12 protein-coding genes are annotated in these 18,060 nt (G+C 54.6%); 7 read left to right on the top strand and 5 right to left on the bottom strand.

Going from position 1 to position 18,060, the window contains the following annotated elements; all coding sequences use genetic code 11:
• The first annotated feature begins 5 nt into the window (after positions 1 to 5).
• The 5 genes from sspB (at position 6) to F8561_RS09015 (ending at position 5,372) form a co-directional block, all read left to right on the top strand.
• Positions 6 to 497, top strand: coding sequence for a ClpXP protease specificity-enhancing factor (sspB, locus tag F8561_RS09035; protein WP_025202910.1), 492 nt, complete (start codon positions 6 to 8; stop codon positions 495 to 497).
• Positions 498 to 876: 379 nt separating this feature from the next.
• Complete coding sequence (locus tag F8561_RS09030; RefSeq protein ID WP_032679063.1) at positions 877 to 1,560, top strand: DUF1120 domain-containing protein; 684 nt, start codon at positions 877 to 879, stop codon at positions 1,558 to 1,560.
• Between the two features lie 120 nt (positions 1,561 to 1,680).
• Positions 1,681 to 2,385: a fimbria/pilus chaperone family protein gene (locus tag F8561_RS09025; RefSeq protein ID WP_079231636.1), complete on the top strand. Its 705-nt coding sequence runs from the start codon at positions 1,681 to 1,683 to the stop codon at positions 2,383 to 2,385.
• Positions 2,386 to 2,394: 9 nt separating this feature from the next.
• Positions 2,395 to 4,815 (top strand): fimbrial biogenesis usher protein, encoded by a 2,421-nt coding sequence (locus F8561_RS09020; RefSeq protein WP_151887350.1) that lies wholly within the window; start codon positions 2,395 to 2,397, stop codon positions 4,813 to 4,815.
• Positions 4,812 to 5,372, top strand: coding sequence for a hypothetical protein (locus F8561_RS09015; protein WP_032680188.1), 561 nt, complete (start codon positions 4,812 to 4,814; stop codon positions 5,370 to 5,372). The genes F8561_RS09020 and F8561_RS09015 overlap by 4 nt, the downstream gene beginning before the upstream one ends.
• A 104-nt stretch (positions 5,373 to 5,476) precedes the next feature.
• Here the strand turns inward: F8561_RS09015 and F8561_RS09010 are convergent, their stop codons facing one another.
• Complete coding sequence (locus tag F8561_RS09010) at positions 5,477 to 6,895, bottom strand: glutamate synthase small subunit (protein WP_014171835.1); 1,419 nt, start codon at positions 6,893 to 6,895, stop codon at positions 5,477 to 5,479.
• 9 nt (positions 6,896 to 6,904) lie between these two features.
• Positions 6,905 to 11,365 carry a glutamate synthase large subunit gene (gltB, locus tag F8561_RS09005; protein WP_032679060.1) on the bottom strand — a complete coding sequence of 1,487 codons (4,461 nt, stop codon included), beginning with the start codon at positions 11,363 to 11,365 and terminating at the stop codon, positions 6,905 to 6,907.
• A 682-nt stretch (positions 11,366 to 12,047) separates the two neighbouring features.
• On the opposite strand from gltB, the gene F8561_RS09000 reads away from it, so the two are divergent.
• The gene (locus F8561_RS09000; RefSeq protein ID WP_106504349.1) at positions 12,048 to 12,989 is read left to right on the top strand and encodes a TIGR01212 family radical SAM protein; all 942 of its coding nucleotides are present in this window, start codon (positions 12,048 to 12,050) and stop codon (positions 12,987 to 12,989) included.
• On the opposite strand, the gene F8561_RS08995 is transcribed toward F8561_RS09000, so the two are convergent.
• Complete coding sequence (locus F8561_RS08995) at positions 12,969 to 14,471, bottom strand: helicase HerA-like C-terminal domain-containing protein (protein WP_151887349.1); 1,503 nt, start codon at positions 14,469 to 14,471, stop codon at positions 12,969 to 12,971. The two genes, F8561_RS09000 and F8561_RS08995, sit on opposite strands and share 21 nt — an antisense overlap.
• Positions 14,472 to 14,608: 137 nt before the next feature.
• On the opposite strand from F8561_RS08995, the gene F8561_RS08990 reads away from it, so the two are divergent.
• Complete coding sequence (locus F8561_RS08990) at positions 14,609 to 16,255, top strand: dihydroxyacetone kinase subunit DhaK (RefSeq protein WP_151887348.1); 1,647 nt, start codon at positions 14,609 to 14,611, stop codon at positions 16,253 to 16,255.
• A gap of 81 nt (positions 16,256 to 16,336) precedes the next feature.
• Here F8561_RS08990 and ahr read toward each other — a convergent pair whose 3' ends face one another.
• Positions 16,337 to 17,356: an NADPH-dependent aldehyde reductase Ahr gene (ahr, locus tag F8561_RS08985; RefSeq protein WP_020883520.1), complete on the bottom strand. Its 1,020-nt coding sequence runs from the start codon at positions 17,354 to 17,356 to the stop codon at positions 16,337 to 16,339.
• An 83-nt stretch (positions 17,357 to 17,439) separates the two neighbouring features.
• Positions 17,440 to 17,943, bottom strand: a complete 504-nt coding sequence (locus F8561_RS08980; RefSeq protein ID WP_020883521.1) for a GNAT family N-acetyltransferase — start codon at positions 17,941 to 17,943, stop codon at positions 17,440 to 17,442.
• Between the last annotated feature and the right edge of the window lie 117 nt (positions 17,944 to 18,060).

Here is an 18,060-nt window from a genome sequence, read left to right as displayed (position 1 = left end):
TGACTGTGGAAATGTCACAACTTACCCCACGCCGTCCGTATCTGCTGCGCGCCTTCTATGAATGGCTGCTGGATAACCAGCTCACGCCGCACCTGGTTGTGGATGTGACGTTGCCGGGCGTGCAGGTTCCTATGGAATATGCACGTGACGGGCAGATCGTACTGAACATCGCGCCGCGCGCGGTGGGTAACCTTGAACTGGCCAACGACGAAGTGCGCTTTAACGCGCGTTTCGGCGGTGTGCCGCGTCAGGTTTCTGTACCGCTGGCTGCGGTGCTGGCGATTTATGCGCGTGAAAACGGTGCAGGCACCATGTTTGAGCCGGAAGCGGCTTATGACGAGGATGTTGTCGGCCTGAATGACGAAAACGGCGCTTCGGAAAACGAAAGCGAAACGCTGATGTCGGTCATTGAGGGTGACAAGCCCGATCACAATGACGATCCTGATGACGATCCGCCGCCGCGCGGAGGCCGTCCGGCACTGCGCGTTGTGAAGTAGTAAAAGCATTTTTATCGACTATCCAGTTAGTTATTCAGACTAGCTGGATTTTTTTATGTCTTTTTATGTCAAAACGTTTAATAAAGTAAATTATATACATCCCTTCTTTTTTGACTGCCCCCACCGTTCGGATAATTTCAAGCTATATCTCCGCTGAATATAATATGTCGTTTTAAAGCTATATGCACTCTTATAAATAAATATCACTTATTGATAACGTTATTCTAAATCCATAAATTAATTTTTCTAAATTGCTTGTATTTATAAAGATTATATTATCTACGCATGCTCTCAAGCATGACGATAAACAGTATGGGGTAAATTTATTTATCCCTGCTGTATTTAATATTGCAATTACTCATATGTTAAGGAATAACAAGTGAAAAAGGTTTTACTCGCTACTGCGCTCTCTCTCTGTGTGACATCCGCTTTTGCGGCTAACCCGACTGCCGTTCTGAAAGTTAAAGGTACGCTGACTAATTCAGCCTGTACGCCTCAGTTAAGCAACGGCGGAACGGTTGACTACGGCACAGTTAGTTTGGGTGGTTTAAGCTCAACGGCAGTTAACCAGCTGGGCCAGAAAGACATCGATCTGACTATTACCTGCACCGCAGCAACAAAAGTGTCCTGGAATATGATTGACGATCGCGCTGATTCTAACGCGAAACTCACCGTTGAGAATGGCATGTTTGGTGGTGGTTCTAATTCGTCTGAAAGCCAGACTTACGGTGTAGGTAAAACAACAGGTGCCACACCAGTGAACATCGGAACTTACTCGCTGTTCGTTAAAACTGACAGCGTAATGGCTGACGGCGCTAAAGTTGACCCAATTTACCAGCAGAATGCTACGGGTAACTGGTCGAAGAGCACCAACGGTACAACTCAGGGCGATAACTATCGTGATTTCACCGTTGCAACTGTTGGCACCCTGGCTCCACTGGCGTTCCAGACCGCAACCTTCCCACTGGTGACCTCTCTGGCGATCCAGGATACCACCACGCTGGCGATCACTGATGACACCCAGCTTGATGGTCAGGTGACTATCAGCCTGCGTTATCTGTAAGACTTTTAATCGAGTAAACGTAATTTAATTAACCGGAGAGTAAATGCGCTGCATTTACTCTCTTTTTAACGGCGCGATAAACATGGACTGTTCTGTTGTTGCTTTCAAGGAGATATTATTATGCATTGTTTAAAATCTACTTTATTTAACACGCTGATTACTGCCGCGTTATTATCTGCCAGTGTTGCTGTACATGCAGAAGGCATGGTGCCTGAAACCAGTCTGTTAATCATTGATGAAGCGACGCACAGTGGAACGATTAACGTCAAGAATACCGATTCGCATCCTTCACTTTTATATACAAATGTCGTTGACCTGCCGGACGATATCGGTCTTAAGCTTATTGCAACGCAGCCGGTGGTACGTCTTGAGCCAGGTCAGACGCAGCAGCTGCGCTTTATTCTTCAGAACAAACAGCCATTGGATGTAGAGCATTATAAACGCGTCACATTCGACGGTATTCCGCCTAAAAACGATGATAAAAAAATAAAGATTGGCATTAACATTCGCCAGGATATCCCCGTGCTTATTCGTCCGGCATCCCTGGGTGTGGTCACTGATGCCTGGAAGTTCCTGAAGTGGTCCTCAAACGGCACATCCGTCACCGTAAACAATCCCAGCAAATATGTGGTCCGTCTTGGGCAGAACGTGATGCTGCTGCCTTCAGGGGTGAGTGCCTCTCTGTCCAAAACCTACATTCTTCCTGGCGAAACGCTAACGGCTGATATGAGTAAGAAAGTCAGTGGTGACAGCAGCGTTAAGTTTTTCCCGGCCAGCCGCTATGGCGTTGAGGTCCCGAGCTTTACGTCGGAATTAAATAAATAAAATAGGGATATGACGGTGAGTAAACAAAGCCGCCTTGCACTTTGTGTCCGCGCCATTCTTTGCGGCACATTACCTCTGGTATTACTTGATTCAACATCCGTACTGGCGAGGGAGGTCACCTTCGACACGGGGATAATGCAAACGCTGGGGTTGAATAAAGATCTCAACCATTACTTCGCAGAAGCACCGCGCTTTTTACCCGGAACCCACTCCGTTTCGGTGAAGGTCAACGGGAAAGAGCGGGGAATGGCTGCAGTTCGTTTCAACAAAGATGGCATGCTTTGCTTTGATAACGATCTCATGGAGTTTGCTGGGCTGATGCCTGTGTCAATAAAGTCCGGTGAGGAGTGTCATGATATTCGGGATAACTATCCTAAAGCCGTCATCAACGCCTTGCCTAACCAGGAGGCCGTTGAACTCTATCTACCAGCTGAAGCGGTGAACAGTCTGTCGTCGGATATCAAAAACTTCCAGCATGGCGGAATGGCGGCACTGCTGAACTATTCATTGTTCAGCACCCATAACGACTATGGTGACAATGACAGCAGCCGCTACTCTCAGGCCAGCCTGGAAGCCGGATTCAACACGATGGACTGGGCGCTGCGCAGCCGTTATATCCTGACGGATGACGACGGTAGCCGAAATGCCGAAAGCATTTACACCTATGCAGAGCATGTCTTTACCGCGCAAAAAATGACGATGCAGGTGGGTGAAATCAACGCCATGTCCAACGTGTTGAGCGGGGTGCCGATTACCGGCGTTCAGTTTATGCCGACCAGCGGTCTGGCGAGAGCAAGCTCTGGCGTGAGCGTTTCCGGTATTGCCCAGTCTTCCCAGGCACGTGTCGAAATCCGCCAGAACGGTCAACTGGTCTTCAGTACCCTTGTGCCAGCCGGCCCCTTCACGCTGGATGACGTGCCCGTGGTTCGCAACAATGTGGATCTGGACGTCTCGGTGGTGGAATCCGACGGCGCAACTAACCGTTTCATCGTCCCGGCGTCTCAGGTAAGGGCGCGCAACCTTTCACGCCCGCAGGGTCTAACCCTTTCTGTAGGTCAGGTGCGCAGCATCGACAGCGACTATAACGATCCGCTGGTGATGAACATCTCTGACGGCTGGCGTGTCTCTCCGTGGATGAATCTCCTGGCTTCAGGTGCCGCTGCGGAAAACTATCAGGCGGCAGGCGGCAGGACAGAGTTCCTGGTAAGCGATGACTGGACCCTTTCAACGGGCGCGGCAGTCAGCAATGCGAGCTTTGGTGACAGCAGCAGCGGGGTAAAAACCGAGCTGCAAAGTGATTACATTCTGAACGAGTACGTCGGTCTTTCAGGCAGTGCGACGCATTACAGCGGAGAGTATCGCGAACTGGCTGATGCGATGGACGACGATTATCAGGGATATGACAACACCTATTCCGGCAACGTTCGTTTCTCCTCCCCTCTGGCGGGGGTGTTTAGCGCAGGGTTCAACTACAACCAGACCAGCGGTGACGGTGAAGATTCACGTTACCTCTTGCTGTCATGGGGCAAGACCTTTACGTACGCGTCAGTATCCATGAACTGGCAAAGTGCGGTCGGTAATGTCGATGACGATCAGGACAATGAGATGTTCTACGTCAACGTGAGCATCCCGCTCGGCGGCAGTCAGTCCATCAGTACCTATATGCGTAAACAGGGTGATAGCACCACCTATGGCGCGTCTAACAGCGGCTCGCTGGGAGACAATACGAACTATTACATCTCAGCCGATCGCGATCAGGATTCGAAAGACAACAGCTTCAACGGCAACATCAACACTAACCTGCGCTATACGCAACTGAGCGTGGGGGGCGGAACCAGTGGGGATAATCAGCGGAACTACAATGCGACATTGTCGGGTGGCGTGGCCATGCATAAAGAGGGTGTGACTTTCTCGCCGTATACGATTCAGGACACCTTCGCGATTGCCAGACTGAGCGAGAAGAAGAGTGGCGTTGAAATCTCCACTCCGCAAGGTACCGTCTGGACCGATCCATGGGGCCAGGCCGTGGTACCTTCACTCAACGAATGGCATAACTCCCGCATAGAAATTGATGCTAATAAGCTGCCGCAGAGTATGACGCTGGCTAACGGCACGAAATATATTGCCGCAGGCCATGCCTCGGTCAGCGAGATTGATTTCAAAGTACTCAACAGCCGCCGCGTCATGCTAAGCGTTAAGCAGGCTGACGGTCAGCCCCTGAGTAAAGGGATCTCGATTGTTGATGAGAAAGGTAACTATATCGTGACCACGGTTGATGATGGCCACGTCTTTATTAACGATGCCGATCAGCTGAGCGCGCTCTACGCGCTAGACGGTGATAATAACCGACTGTGTAAGATTGATTACACCCTGGCTGATAAGCGTGACGAAAATGCCTTCTATGAAGAAGTGAACGGAGTCTGCCGATGAACAGTCGACACTTATCGGGCTTAGTGGCCTTGCTGATGCTCGGTGTGACAGGAATAACCCATGCTGAAGAGTGCCAGCTCAGTCTCTCACAGCCGGTGGTGGATTATCATGAGATGCGCCGGGATACGATCGAAACGACGCAGCAGGACTGGCATAAAATGGCCGATCGCGACATCACGGTAAATGTTTTTTGCCCTCAGTCTCAGCAGATGGCGGTGATACTGCGCGGTACAGCGGGAGATAAGGGGCGGTTTCTTTTTGGGCAGTCCGGCGGTGTCGCAGTCAAAATTGACAACATGACCGTCGATGGCAAAAGTTACACCGTGGGTAAAACGGTCGATCAGCTGAATTTTACGCCGGAAAACGGTACGCCGACGCCGTTCTATCTGCGTAATAACGAGGCGGTGATTGCACTTGAGAATAACCAGGTCCCTTCCGGCCAGCAGATGAGTTTCAACGTAACGCTCTCACCGGTTCTCAACGAAAGCGCGTTCAGCCATCTGACAGATCAAACTACGCTGGAAAGTGATTTGACCTGGAGCTTATTGACGAAGTAACCCTTCTTTTTGCGGCACCACAGAAAAGCGGAGCTGCAGGGGGAAAATCAAAGGCGGTTAACCGCATAAAAAAGCCGGATGGTATTTGCCATCCGGCTTATTTCTTACACTTCCAGGTAGTTCAGAATACCGTCAGCGGCTTTACGGCCTTCGGCAATCGCGGTAACGACCAGGTCGGAACCGCGAACGATATCACCGCCAGCAAAGATTTTCGGGTTGCTGGTCTGGAACGCGTTTTCGTTGCCTTCCGGCGCAATAACACGACCCTGAGAGTCCAGCTCTACGCTGTGCTTCGCCAGCCACTCCATGCTGTGAGGACGGAAACCGAACGCCATTACTACGGCATCGGCCGGGATCACATGCTCGGAACCTGCCACGATCTCTGCGCGACGACGACCTTTCGCATCCGGCGCACCCATCTCAGTGCGCGCCATTTTCACGCCGCTCACTTTGCCGTTGGCATTCACTTCAATACCCAGAGGCTGGATGTTGAACTGGAATTCCACGCCCTCTTCACGCGCGTTTTTCACTTCGCGTTTAGAGCCCGGCATGTTCTCTTCGTCACGACGATAGGCGCAGATCACGTGTGCCGCATTCTGGCGAATGGAGGTACGCACGCAGTCCATCGCGGTATCACCCCCGCCCAGCACCACCACGCGTTTGCCTTCCATGCTGACATACGGCTCATCGGCGGTTTCGCCATAGCCCATGATCTGTTTGGTATTGGCAATCAGGAACGGCAGTGCGTCGAATACGCCCGGCGCATCTTCGTTTTCCAGACCACCGCGCATGGACTGATAGGTTCCCACGCCCAGGAAGACGGCGTCGTAATCCTTCAGCAGGTCGTCGAGCTGCACGTCGCGACCCACTTCCACGTTCAGTTTGAACTCAATGCCCATACCGGTGAAGATTTCACGGCGGCGGGTCATGACCTCTTTTTCCAGCTTGAAGGCCGGAATACCGAAGGTCAGCAGACCGCCGATTTCCGGATGGCGGTCAAAGACCACCGCCTTCACGCCGTTACGGGTCAGAACGTCCGCACAGGCCAGGCCCGCCGGGCCCGCACCGATGATCGCCACACGCTTGTCGGTTTGCTTCACGCCGGTCATATCCGGACGCCAGCCCATTTCGAAGGCTTTATCGTTGATATAGCGTTCGATATTACCGATGGTCACCGCGCCAAATTCGTCGTTCAGCGTACAGGAACCTTCACACAGACGGTCCTGAGGACACACGCGGCCGCACACTTCCGGCAGGGTGTTTGTCTGGTGAGATAGCTCGGCAGCTTCAAAAATACGTCCTTCGTTGGCCAGTTTCAGCCAGTTCGGGATGTAGTTATGGACCGGACATTTCCATTCGCAGTAAGGGTTACCGCAGGACAGGCAGCGGTCTGCCTGTGCTTTGGCCTGGCCTTCTGAAAACGGCTCATAGATTTCTACAAATTCAATTTTACGGATCTTCAGCGGTTTCTTTGGCGGATCAACACGCTGCAGGTCGATAAACTGGTATACGTTCTGGCTCATCTGAATTCCTTACTGCGCCTGCACACGCAGCTCTGCTGCGCTACGACTACGGTGACCCAACAGGGCTTTAACATCGCTGGACTTCGGTTTAACCAGCGCGAATTTCGCAGAAAACGCCGGCCAGTTGGCCAGGATCTCTTCGCCGCGCGAAGAACCGGTATGCTGCACGTGTTCGGTAATCAAACCGCGCAGGTGTTCTTCGTGGATAGCCAGCGTTTCAACGTCCAGCACTTCCACCAGTTCAGGGTTCACGCGTTTGCGGAACTCACCGTCTTCATCCAGGACGTAAGCAAAACCGCCCGTCATGCCTGCGCCAAAGTTCACGCCGGTTTTACCCAGGACGCACACAATCCCGCCCGTCATGTATTCACAACCGTTATCACCGATACCTTCAACCACGGTGATGGCACCGGAGTTACGTACGGCAAAACGTTCACCTGCACGACCCGCTGCAAACAGACGACCACCGGTCGCGCCGTACAGACAGGTGTTACCGATGATGCTGGCATCGCAGCTACGGAAGGCTGAACCGACCGGCGGACGTACCGCCAGCAGACCACCCGCCATGCCTTTACCGACATAGTCGTTGGCATCACCGGTCAGATACAGTTCAACGCCGCCGGCGTTCCACACGCCGAAGCTCTGACCCGCGGTACCGCTGAAGTGTGCGGTAATCGGGTCGGCCGCCAGGCCCTGGTCACCGTGCGTTTGCGCGATGTAACCGGAAAGCGATGCACCGACAGAACGATCAGTGTTGCGAATATCAAACCAGAACGTTTTGCTCTGCTTGTCATCCACGTACGGCTTCGCTTGCTGCAGCAGCTGCGCGTTCAGCACGCCATTGTCGAACGGCGGGTTATTCTCGGTGCAGTAGACCGCTTTGCCAGGATGTGGCTCGGCAGTTTCCAGCAACTTAGACAGCTCCAGCTTCTGCTGTTTGGCGGTGAAACCTTCCAGCTCTTTGAGCAGGTCGGTACGGCCAATCAGATCCACCAGGCGTTTCACGCCCAGCTGTGCCATCAGCTCACGGGTTTCGCGGGCGATGAAATCAAAGTAGTTCGTCACTTTGAACGGCAGGCCGTGGTAATGGTTCTTACGCAGCTTCTCGTCCTGGGTTGCAACACCGGTAGCACAGTTGTTCAGGTGGCAAATACGCAGGTATTTACAGCCGAGCGCGACCATAGGGCCCGTGCCGAAACCAAAGCTTTCCGCACCCAGAATCGCCGCCTTGATGATGTCGAGGCCGGTTTTCAGGCCGCCATCCACCTGCAGACGGATCTTATGACGCAGACCGTTAGCCACCAGCGCCTGCTGGGTTTCCACCAGGCCAAGCTCCCACGGACAGCCCGCGTATTTCACGGAGGAGAGTGGGCTTGCCCCGGTACCACCGTCATAACCGGCGATGGTGATCAGGTCCGCATAGGCTTTTGCCACACCGGTCGCGATGGTGCCAACGCCCGGTTCGGAAACCAGCTTCACGGAGATCATCGCTTTCGGGTTGACCTGTTTCAGGTCGAAAATCAGCTGCGCCAGATCCTCGATAGAGTAAATATCGTGATGCGGTGGCGGAGAAATCAGCGTCACACCCGGTACGGAGTAGCGTAATTTGGCGATATACGGCGTGACTTTATCACCCGGTAACTGGCCGCCTTCGCCCGGTTTTGCACCCTGAGCGACTTTAATCTGAATCACGTCGGCGTTAACCAGATACGCTGGCGTGACGCCAAAGCGACCGGATGCAACCTGCTTGATACGTGAGACTTTGTTGGTGCCATAACGGGCAGGGTCTTCACCACCTTCACCGGAGTTTGAATTGCCGCCGATGCTGTTCATCGCTTCAGCCAGCGCTTCGTGAGCTTCCGGGCTGAGCGCACCGATGGACATTGCCGCGGTGTCAAAGCGTTTAAACAGTTCAGTGGCAGGCTCAACGTCGTCAATGCTGACGGCTTCATCACCCGGGTTCAGCGCCAGCAGGTCGCGCAGCGTCGCCGCCGGACGGCTGTTCACCAGTTCAGCATACTGCTGGTAATCGCTGTACTCGCCGCTCTGAACGGCCTGTTGCAGCGTACGCACCACGTCCGGGTTATAAGCGTGATATTCACCGCCGTGGACATACTTCAGCAGACCACCTTGATCCAGCGGCTTACGTGCCAGCCAGGCGCGTTTCGACAGGTTCATCAGATCCTGCTGGAAGTCAGCGAATCCGGCACCGCCGATACGGCTGATAACACCCTGGAAGCAAAGTGTCGCCACGTCGTCATGCAGACCGACCGCTTCAAACAGCTTCGAGCAGCGGTAGGAGGCGATGGTCGAGATGCCCATTTTGGACATGATTTTGTACAGGCCTTTGTTGATGCCGTTACGGTAGTTCAGCATCACCGTGCGGTAATCTTTGTCGATAGCACGGGTATCCACGAGACGCGCCAGCGTTTCGTAGGCCAGGTACGGGTAAATAGCCGTCGCACCAAAGCCTAACAGCACGGCAAAGTGGTGCGGATCGCGGGCGCTGGCGGTTTCAACAATGATGTTGGCGTCGCAGCGCAGGCTCTTATCGACCAGACGCGTCTGGATAGCACCTACCGCCATTGGGGCCGGTACCGGCAGACGGTTTTTCGCAATATTGCGGTCAGAGAGCACCAGCAGAACGGTACCGTTACGCACCATCTGTTCCGCTTTGTCACACAGCGCATTCACCGTCTCTTCGAGGGTCGCTTCGGTTACGTCGAAAGTGATATCGAGCGTGTCGGCGCGGTAGTGATCCTCTTTCAGGGTGGTGAGCTGTTTGAAATCAGAGTACAGCAGGATCGGCGATTTAAAGGTCAGGCGGTGCGCCTGGCCTTCAGCTTCGCAGAAGACGTTCATCTCGCGACCGATGCTGGTGGCCAGTGACATCACGTGCGCTTCACGCAGCGGATCGATTGGCGGGTTGGTCACCTGCGCAAACTGCTGACGGAAGTAGTCATAAATGATGCGTGGCTGGCTGGAGAGCACGGCAAACGGGGTATCGTCACCCATGGAGCCGACCGCTTCCTGGCCATTTTCACCGAGTACGCGGATCACGGAATCCAGCTCTTCGGCGCTGTAGTTAAACTGTTTCTGGAAGCTGGCGAGCGTATCGTCGTCCAGCTCACGACTGCCCACTTCTTCATCCGGCAGATCTTCGAATGGCACCAGGCGACGAACGTTTTTCTCCATCCACTCTTTGTACGGATGGCGGCTCTTCAGATCGTTATCGGTTTCAGCAGAGTGCAGAATGCGCCCACCGCGGGTGTCGATAACCATCAGCTCGCCCGGGCCAACGCGGCCTTTCTCAACCACTTCGTCAGGCTGGTAATCCCAGATACCGACTTCAGAGGCGCAGGTGATGAGCTTATCTTTGGTGATGACGTAGCGTGCCGGACGCAGACCGTTACGGTCCAGGTTACAGGCAGCAAAGCGACCGTCGGACATAACGATGCCCGCCGGGCCATCCCACGGCTCCATGTGCATGGAGTTAAAGTCGAAGAACGCGCGCAGCTCTGGATCCATATCCGGGTTGTTCTGCCATGCCGGTGGCACGAGCAGACGCATGGCGCGCACGATATCCATACCGCCTGCCAGCAGCAGCTCCAGCATGTTATCCATGGAGCTGGAGTCAGAGCCGGTTTCGTTAACGAACGGCGCGGCATCGTGCAGGTCAGGGATCAGTGGCGTCTGGAACTTATAGGTACGAGCACGCGCCCACTGGCGGTTACCGGTAATGGTATTGATCTCGCCGTTGTGCGCCAGGTAGCGGAACGGCTGTGCCAGCGGCCAGCGAGGGACGGTGTTGGTGGAGAAGCGCTGGTGGAAGAGGCAGATGGCCGATTCCAGACGCAGGTCCGCCAGGTCCAGGTAGAAGCGCGGCAGGTCAGCCGGCATACACAGACCTTTATAGATGTTCACCAGGTTAGAGAGGCTACAGACGTAGAACTCCTTGTCGTCCTGGAGACGTTTTTCAATGCGACGACGGGCGATAAACAGACGGCGTTCCATATCACGCGGACGCCAGCCCGCAGGGGCATTAACAAAAATCTGTTCAATTCGAGGCAGCGAGGAGAGGGCGATTTCGCCGAGTACCCCTTCGTTGGTTGGCACATCGCGCCAGCCAACAATAGACAGGGTTTCACGTTGAAGTTCTTCTTCGACGATGCGGCGTGAGGCGGCAGCTTTTTCAGGATCCTGATTCAGGAACAGCATACCGACAGCGTAGTTTTTGGCTAAACGCCAGCCGCGCTCTTCCGCAACGATACGGAAGAAACGATCCGGTTTTTGCAGCAGCAGACCGCAACCGTCGCCGGTTTTACCATCAGCAAGGATGGCACCACGGTGCTGCATGCGGGCCAGTGCGTGAATAGCAGTACGCACTACCTTGTGGCTAGGTTCGCCTTCTATGTGGGCGATCAGGCCGAAACCACAGTTATCCTTCTCAAGGGATTTATCGTACAACATATCAGTGAACCTCCCCAGGCTCGTCGGGCTTCCCACTGAACCGTGGCGCACAGGCACAGAAAGAGCATGGCGACGGGGTTTGCGTTTCATACGCGTACCTCGCATTCGCCCTCTTTTTCATCCTTTCGCGCAGGTAAACAAGTTTGAGGACTTGCTTCAGAGGGAATCTCAATTACTGCATAAATATGATGAGCAGGCTGCTCATCCAGAAAGCTTCCAGCGGATTTCCAACTTATCGGGAATTGGTACACAGGTCAAATGGCAATCTTATTTATACAAAAATGTGCTAAAGAGCTATTAACTATTTGTATATAAAAGAAATTCAACTCTATTTACAACGTTTGTAAGCTGTGGTGAGACGCAGCGGAGTGTGATCTGACTCACTATATGAAAGCGGTATTATCGATGTAGCGTGCTGAATAGCCGTTTTTTAGCAGAATAATTCTCTACGATGAAATGCAAACCCGCATAAAGTCACTGTTTTTCAGTGCTGGCGCTATAAGTGAAAAAAACAATCAGAACATAAGGAAAAGTAATCACAACTGGCATGAATGAAATTGCAGTAATCCTGAGTATTTATTCATAGGGATAAAGGCCGTCCAGGGCGATTGATCCAGGTCATCGCCGACAGAGGCTAAAAATGGCAGGCTTGTCCCCTTTCTTTGGGACGGTCTATCAGATTATGCAGTTACAGAAATTAGTCAATATGTTTGGTGGGGATCTTTTGCAGCGTTACGGGCAAAAGGTTCACAAGCTGACGCTGCATGGCGGTTTTAGCTGCCCGAACCGTGACGGGACGATCGGGCGCGGGGGCTGTACTTTCTGTAATGTGGCGTCTTTTGCTGACGAAGCGCAGCAGCATCGTTCCATCGTCGAACAGCTGTCCCATCAGGCGAGTCTGGTCAACCGTGCGAAACAGTATCTGGCCTATTTCCAGGCCTACACCAGCACATGGGCGGAAGTACAGGTCTTGCGTTCCATGTATCAGCAGGCGGTAAGTCAGGCCAGTATCGTAGGGCTGTGTGTGGGCACCCGCCCGGACTGCGTGCCGGAAGCGGTACTGGACCTGCTCAGCGAGTACAAGGAACAAGGGTATGAGATCTGGCTGGAGCTGGGCCTGCAAAGTGCGCACGACAAAACTCTGCACCGCATCAACCGTGGACATGATTTCGCCTGTTACCAGCGCACCACACGTCTCGCGCGTGAGCGTGGGCTGAAGGTGTGCTCACACCTGATTGTCGGCCTGCCAGGCGAAGGGCAGCAGCACGGTCTTGAGACACTGGAAAAGGTGGTCGAGACCGGTGTGGACGGAATTAAGCTGCATCCACTGCACATCGTGAAGGGCAGTATCATGGCCAAAGCCTGGGAAGCCGGGCGCTTAACCGGTATTGAGCTTGATGCGTATACGATGACGGCGGGGGAGATGATTCGGCACACCCCGCCGGAGATTGTCTACCACCGCATCTCCGCCAGCGCCCGCCGTCCAACGCTTCTTGCACCGCTCTGGTGTGAGAACCGCTGGACGGGGATGGTGGAAATCGACCGTTATCTGCAAGAGCACGGCGTACAGGGATCGGCGCTTGGTCGCCCCTGGGTTCCCCGCTTACCTGCGGCGACCGCCTAACAGGCTCCCCAGCATGCCGCGTACAATCTGATTCGTGACCTGACGCGCTGCACTTTTCGCCATGGTCTGCACGACGCCATCGCGTTTGCCGCCGCGTGGTCCGGTTGTACCAAACAGGATATCCTTAAGCCCGCCCAAGATGCCGTCGTCCACGGCAACAGACTGGCCTTTGGCGGCAGGCGCGTCCTGGGATTCGGTGGTGGCCTGTACCCCTTTTTGCAGCATCTCGAATGCCGACTCGCGATCCACGTCGTCCTCATACTTACCATACAGCGGGGAGCGGTTAATCAGGCCGTTGCGTTCATCGTCCGTCACGGGTCCCATCCGGGAGCAAGGGGCAATCACCATTGCGCGCTCCACAACTGACGGGCTGCCTTTTGCATCCAGGAAAGAGATAAGCGCTTCACCGGTGCCCAACGCCTGGATGGCCGCTTCGGTATCAAATGCCGGGTTCGCTCGCATGGTTTGTGCGGCGGCTTTGACGGCCTTCTGATCTTTCGGTGTAAAGGCGCGCAGGGCATGCTGTACGCGGTTGCCAAGCTGTCCCAGCACGTTGTCAGGAATATCGGACGGGTTTTGCGAAACAAACCAGACGCCGACGCCTTTTGAGCGGATCAGGCGGATCACCTGTTCAATCTTATCCAGCAGAACCTGTGGCGCATCGTTAAACAGCAGGTGCGCTTCGTCGAAGAAGAAGACCAGCTTGGGTTTGTCGAGATCGCCGGCTTCAGGTAACTGCTCGTACAGTTCAGAGAGCATCCACAGCAGGCTGGCGGCGTAGAGCTTCGGCATCTGGTAAAGCTTCTCTGAGCTCAGAATATTGATGATGCCTTTCCCGTTGCTGTCGGTGCGCATCCAGTCCTTGATATCCAGCATCGGCTCGCCAAAGAAATGTTCGGCACCCTGTTGCTCCAGGATCAGTAACCCGCGCTGGATGGCACCGACTGAGGCGCTGCTGATATTACCGTACTGGTTCTGGAACGATTTGGCGTTATCACCGATGTACTGGGTAATGGCCCGCAGATCTTTGAAATCAAGCAGCAGCAGACCCTGGTCGTCGGCAATACGGAAGATGATGTTCAGCACACCGGACTGCACGTCGTTGAGGTTGAGCAGACGAGCCAGCAGCAGCGGACCGAGATCGGAGACGGTTGCACGTACCGGGTGACCTTTCTCACCAAAGATATCCCATAACACGACCGGATTGTTGTGCGGTGTCCAGTCCGTGATGCCGATATTTTTGAGTCGGTCGAGCAGTTTTTCGGAGGGAGTGCCTTCCTGAGCCACACCGGTTAAATCGCCTTTTACATCGGCCATAAAGACCGGTACGCCGATCTCTGAAAGCGACTCTGCCAGCTTCTGCAGGGTCACGGTTTTCCCCGTCCCGGTGGCCCCGGTGATGAGACCGTGGCGGTTGGCCATCGCGGGCAGTAAAAACAGCTCTTTGTCCAGCGTGCGGGCAATTAACAATGGTGTACTCATAATGCGCTTCCTCTCTTAGTCCTCGGTCGAGTATAGGCAACCTGACGGCAAAATGGCTGAGTAAATTGCTGACTTTGCGGCGCATTATCCAGCGCGGACTATGCTTTTGCATACGGTTCACAAAATTTTGGAAAACTATGTCCAGATTCTTCTTTAACGATCGCAAACAGCTGGTCAACGACGCCATCGAAGGCATACTGATTTCGGCACCACACGCTAATCTCGTCAAACTTGATATCGATCCGGCCATTCGGGTGGTGGCGCGCAGCGACTGGGATAAAAGCCGGGTGGCGGTTATTTCAGGCGGTGGCTCTGGTCACGAACCTGCACACGCCGGGTTTGTCGGCAAAGGGATGCTCACGGCAGCGGTGTGCGGTGATCTTTTTGCTTCGCCGAGCGTTGATGCGGTGCTGAACGCCATTGTGGCGGTAACAGGCGATCGGGGTTGTCTGCTGATCGTGAAAAATTACACCGGCGACCGGCTTAATTTCGGCCTGGCAGCAGAAAAAGCCAAGCGCTATGGCCTGAAGGTCGAGATGGTCATTGTCGCCGATGATATTGCCCTGCCGGATAACAAGCAGCCGCGCGGTATCGCCGGTACGGCACTGGTTCATAAAATCGCGGGCTATGCGGCAGAGCACGGCAAATCACTGACCGAGGTGCGCGATATCGCGCAGCAGGCTTGCGATAATCTCTGGAGCCTGGGCGTGGCAATGCAAACCTGTAACCTGCCGGGCAGTGATGATGAAGAGGGGCGGATCAAGCAGGGGCACGTGGAGCTGGGGCTTGGGATCCACGGGGAGCCTGGTGCCTCGGTTGTCGATACGCAAAACAGCAAAGCCATTATCGACACGCTGGTCGAGCCGCTCAAAGCGCAGGCCGGTAACGGGCGTTTTGCGGTGCTTATCAATAACCTCGGCGGCGTGTCGGCGCTGGAGATGGCATTGCTCACCAAAGAGCTGGCCCACTCGGCGCTGAAAGAGAATATCGCTTATCTGATTGGTCCGGCACCGCTGGTGAGTGCCCTGGATATGAAAGGCTTTTCGCTGACGTTGCTGAAGCTTAACGATCTGTTCGAAAAAGCTCTCCATGAAGAGGTGGAGACGTTGGGCTGGCAGAAGCCGGTGGCGTTTGCGCCGCTGCGCGTGCAGGAACATAGTGCGATCCATGACCGCGTGGAATATACCGCCTCGGACAATCCACGGGTCGCAGGGATCGTCTCCACGGTCACGCAGACGCTGATCCAGCTGGAAAACCGCCTCAATGCGCTGGATGCCAAAGTGGGTGATGGCGATACGGGCTCTACCTTTGCGCAAGGGGCGCGGGATATTGCGCAACGTCTGGAGAAGAAACAGCTTCCGCTAAATGATGTGTCGACGCTGTTGCTGCTGGTTGGCGAGCGGCTGGCAACAGTTATGGGGGGCTCAAGCGGTGTGCTGATGTCGATCTTCTTTACCGCTGCCGGGCAGACGTTGCACGACGGTCAGCCGTTGCCGGAAGCGCTCTTAAGCGGGCTGGCGCAGATGAAGCAGTATGGTGGGGCAGATCTTGGCGATCGCACCTTGATCGATGCCCTGCAACCGGCGCTGGAGGCATTGCAGAAAGGCGACCTTCAGGCTGCTGCGCAGGCTGCGAACGCGGGCGCTGAGGCGACAGCGAATATGGTGAAAGCGGGTGCCGGTCGTTCGTCGTATGTCAACAAAGAGAACCTGGAGGGTGAGACCGACCCGGGGGCCGTGGCGGTGGCAGAGGTGTTCAAGGCAATGACCGCAGCAAAACGGTAGCGTTTTGAGTATCACACCCTCTCCCGACGGGAGAGGGTAGAGATGCGTGCAATCAGGCCGCACGCACCCCGCGCGTTCACATCAAAAATCCGCTTTCAACACCACGCGATAACGGGCTTTACCGTCACGCACATGCTGGATAGCTTCGTTGATCTTAGACATCGGATACAGTTCGGTGGTGGGCGCCACTTTAGTGCGTCCGGCAAACTTCATCAGTTTGCGCAATTCGAACGGCGTACCGGTTGCTGAACCGGAGACGCTGCGATCCCCCCCGATCAGCGTAAACGCAGGCACCGGCAGCGGTTTCATCACTGCACCGACGGTGTGGAAGTTACCGCCGTGGGCCAGCGCTTCAAAGTACGGTTGCCAGTCGAGATCGACGTTAACGGTATTGATGATCAGATCAAACTGACCTGCCAGAGATTTAAGCGCTTGCGGATCGCGGCTGTTGACTACCTTATCCGCCCCCATCGCCAGCACTTCTTTCTCTTTGGCCGGGTTCGAGCTAAACGCCGTGACTTCACAGCCCATCGCGTGCAGCAGTTTGATTGCGATATGGCCCAGACCACCAATCCCGATGACACCCACACGGCTGGTGGCGGTGACATGATGCATCAGCAGCGGTTTGAATACGGTGATACCGCCGCACAGCAGCGGACCGGCAGATTCGATATCAATGCTGTCCGGCAGGGGAATAACCCATTGCCAGTCGGCACGCAGTTTATCGGCGAAACCGCCTTTGTTCAGAATGGTAGGGACTGCGCCTTCGAGGCAGTTGATTTGGTTACCGCTGATACAGGCATCGCAGTGACCACAGCTGCGCGCCGTCCAGCCAATACCCACGCGCTGGCCGACCTTCAGCCCTTTGTCCTGTGCGGCGCTACCGAGCGCCACAACGCGGCCAATGACTTCGTGGCCGGCAATCAGTGGATACTGTGAGAAGCCCCATTCATTGTCGATCATGGAGAGATCGGAGTGGCAGATCCCGCAGTAATCAACCTGTACTTCGACGTCTTCTGCTTTTAGGTCGCCCGCATCGTATTCGTACAGCTCAAGTTCTGCACCCGCCTGCGGTGCGGCGTAGCTTTTTATCTTCGACATCGTGTTTCCCCCGTTATGGTGTGAACTGAGAGTGTAGAGCATTCAGTTTACAGTCGCTTAACAGAAGAGGGCAGGAATGCCCTTTATAGAGTTTTCAGCATCCTGACTTCGCAATCGACGTGGCCGGTACAGCCCAGCGGCGCATCAATATGCGTAAAGCCCAGATGTTCATACAGGCCAATGGCCTCTTTGAGGAAGGCGGTTGTTTCCAGGTAACAGCGTTTAAAACCCTGAGTACGCGCATGTTCAAGGGCGATAAGCGCCAGCTTTTTCGCCAGCCCTTGCCCGCGTACCGACGGCAGAAAATACATTTTTTGCAGTTCGCAGATATCCGGCTCGCTGCAGCTTAAAGGCGCCACGCCACCGCCGCCCACCACCTGACCGTTCTGCTCAATAACCCAATAGGCGTAGCCCGGCTGGCTGTACAGCTGAAACAGCTCATCCAGATTCGGGTCGGCAACGGTATAACCTTTGTCGGCGGTCAGGCCATACTCTGCGGAAACCGTTCGGATAACGGCGGCAATAGCCGGGTTGTCCTGCTCAGTGATCCGACGCATCGTCGTCGCGACGGGGGTAATCACGCTCATAGTCTTACTCATTACAAAAATTGACACACAACTGCTGTTAATAGCACCGCAGTAAAGGGAGCGCAAGCGAGGAGTTTTCAGGAAGGATACCCCTTACGCCCTGAAGCGTAAGGGGTA

Origin of the sequence: Enterobacter sp. 198 (genome assembly GCF_009025585.1) — a bacterium.
GTDB lineage: Bacteria > Pseudomonadota > Gammaproteobacteria > Enterobacterales > Enterobacteriaceae > Enterobacter > Enterobacter ludwigii.
This window is presented reverse-complemented; position numbering and strand designations above follow the sequence as displayed.

Coding starts and splice junctions, on each gene's coding strand:
- F8561_RS09025 (WP_079231636.1), top strand. CDS start 1,681: ATGCATTGTTTAAAATCTACTTTATTTAACACGCTGATTACTGCCGCG.
- F8561_RS09020 (WP_151887350.1), top strand. CDS start 2,395: ATGACGGTGAGTAAACAAAGCCGCCTTGCACTTTGTGTCCGCGCCATT.
- F8561_RS09015 (WP_032680188.1), top strand. CDS start 4,812: ATGAACAGTCGACACTTATCGGGCTTAGTGGCCTTGCTGATGCTCGGT.
- F8561_RS09010 (WP_014171835.1), bottom strand. CDS start 6,895: ATGAGCCAGAACGTATACCAGTTTATCGACCTGCAGCGTGTTGATCCG.
- gltB (WP_032679060.1), bottom strand. CDS start 11,365: ATGTTGTACGATAAATCCCTTGAGAAGGATAACTGTGGTTTCGGCCTG.
- F8561_RS09000 (WP_106504349.1), top strand. CDS start 12,048: ATGCAGTTACAGAAATTAGTCAATATGTTTGGTGGGGATCTTTTGCAG.
- F8561_RS08995 (WP_151887349.1), bottom strand. CDS start 14,471: ATGAGTACACCATTGTTAATTGCCCGCACGCTGGACAAAGAGCTGTTT.
- F8561_RS08990 (WP_151887348.1), top strand. CDS start 14,609: ATGTCCAGATTCTTCTTTAACGATCGCAAACAGCTGGTCAACGACGCC.
- ahr (WP_020883520.1), bottom strand. CDS start 17,356: ATGTCGAAGATAAAAAGCTACGCCGCACCGCAGGCGGGTGCAGAACTT.
- F8561_RS08980 (WP_020883521.1), bottom strand. CDS start 17,943: ATGAGCGTGATTACCCCCGTCGCGACGACGATGCGTCGGATCACTGAG.